Source organism: Streptomyces sp. NPDC054841, from assembly GCF_053611045.1.
In genome coordinates this window covers 1-2092 of record NZ_JBSGZO010000804.1, presented here as the reverse complement: position 1 = coordinate 2092, position 2092 = coordinate 1, and the positions used below count along the sequence as shown (strand labels likewise).

Below are 2092 nucleotides of genomic sequence, written 5' to 3'. Positions count from 1 at the left end.
GCGCCGGTGCTCAGGCGCAGGTGAGCCGGGGTGCGGCCCAGTCCGCGTGGTCGTAGTCGATGCCGTCGCCGCCGTCCGTGACGACCAGCTTCAGCTCCAGCCCGCCGGTCAGGTCCGCGGTGAGCGACTTCGCCGCGTCCGCGCCGGTGACGCGGCCGCTGTCGGCGACCAGGCTGCCGTCGCGGTAGATCCGGAAGGCGACGGACCCGTTCGTGCCGCCCGCCTCGTCGTCCACACCCACGCTCGCGGCGAGGGCGGAGCACGTACCGCCGAGGTAGTACGTGATCGTCGACGGGGCGTGGGTGCCGAGGCCCTTGGCGTAGGTGGTGCCGCCGATGGTGAGGGTGCGGCCGTCGCCCGCGGGCCGCTCGCCGTTGCTGCGGTCGCGTTCGACCGGGCCCCAGCCGCCTGCCGCCGAGGCCCACGACAGATCGCTGAGCGCGTGGGTGCCGGCTGCCGGGCCGTTGCCGCAGGCCAGCTTCGCGTCGGCCCAGTCGGCGTGGTCGTAGTCGATGCCGTCGCCGCCGTCCGTGACGACGAGCCTCAGTCGGGTACCTCCGCCGAGGTCCGCCGTGAGGCGCTTGGGCGGATCGTTCGCTGTGCGCGGTCCGCTGTCGGCGACCAGTGTGCCGTCGCGGTAGATGCGGAAGACGGCCGAACCGCCCCGCGTCGACTCGTCGTCCACGCCGACGTCGACGGCCAGCGAGCGGCAGTTGCCTCCCAGGTGGTACGTCAGCTCGCTCGGCGCGTGGGTGCCGAGGCCCTTGGGATAGGTGGTGCCGCCGATGGTGAGGGTGCGGCCGTCGCCCGCGGCCTCTTCGCCGTTGCTGCGGTCGCGTTCGACCGGGCCCCATGCGTTGACCGCGGAGGTCCACGGCAGATCGCTGAGCTGGTGGAGGCCGCTCGGCGGGGCCACGGGGATGCCCGGCGTCACCCGGTACATCACCGTGCCGTGGGCGGGCACCGAGGCGCTGATCGAACCCGTCGTGGTGCCGGTCTGCTTGGACCAGAGTTCCTTGAGTGCGTACGAGGACGCGCCGCCCAGACCGATCGCGTCGACGGTCGTCGAGATGGTGCGCGTCGATGCCGTCTCGTTCGTGAGGGTCACCGAACGGCCGCCGTCCGCCAGGGGTTTGGACATCACCACCAGTCCGCCGGAACTGGAGACGACCGTGCCCTGCTTGCCCAGGGCGTCCTGGTCGACGGCGATGACGTCGGTGTTCTTGAGGATCGCGAGGGTGGCGGGGGAGGCGTTGCGCAGGTCGCTGCCGATGAGCAGGGGCGCCGCCATCTGCGCCCAGAGGCTGAAGTGGGTGCGGTACTCGGTGTCGGTCATTCCGCCGTTGCCGACCTCCAGCATGTCGGGGTCGTTCCAGGCGCCGGGGCGCGCGTAGGGCGCCAGCGCCTGGTTCCGGTGCGCGATGTTGATCATGCTGGACCAGGAGTCACTGATGTCCCCTGTGGTGCGCCAGGAGTTGCCGACGTCCTGCGCCCACTTCCAGGGCTCGTTCTCGCCCCATTCGCAGATGCTGAAGAGGATCGGCCGGCCCGTGGCCTTCAGGGCGTTCGCCATCGCCGTGTAGCGCTGCCGCGCATCCACGCCGCTGTTGTTGCAGTTGTCGTACTTCAGGTAGTCCACGCCCCAGGACGCGAACAGATCGGCATCCTGCTGTTCATGCCCGAGGCCACCGGGAAAGCCCTGCACATCACAGGTCTTGGTGCCGGCGCTCGTGTAGATCCCGAACTTGAGCCCCTTGGAGTGGACGTAGTCGGCGACGGCCTTGATGCCGTTCGGGAAGCGCGCCGGGTCGGGGACGAGGTTCCCGGACGCGTCGCGGGCCGGGAGCGCCCAGCAGTCGTCGATGTTGACGTAGGTGTACCCGGCGTCCTTGAGACCCTGGGAGACGAAGGTGTCCGCGATGCCCTTGATCATCGCTTCGTTGAACTCGGCACGGCAGTGCGTGGAGTTCCAGTTGTTGAACCCCATCTGGGGGGTGCGGGCGAGGCCGTTGTCGGCGGTTGCGGCTGCGGTCGCGGCCGCGGCAGGGGGCGCGGCGGCCACCTGCGCGGTGACGGCGGCGGTGGCCGCCAG

The 2092-nt window shown here is 70.8% G+C and carries 2 pseudogenes; both read right to left on the bottom strand.

Annotation, left to right across the window (positions count from 1 at the left end):
• Positions 1-10 precede the first annotated feature (10 nt).
• A pseudogene (locus ACWGI8_RS43385) lies at positions 11-436 on the bottom strand (NPCBM/NEW2 domain-containing protein); the annotation flags it as partial.
• A gap of 33 nt (positions 437-469) precedes the next feature.
• Positions 470-2092, bottom strand: a pseudogene (locus ACWGI8_RS43380) (NPCBM/NEW2 domain-containing protein); the annotation flags it as partial.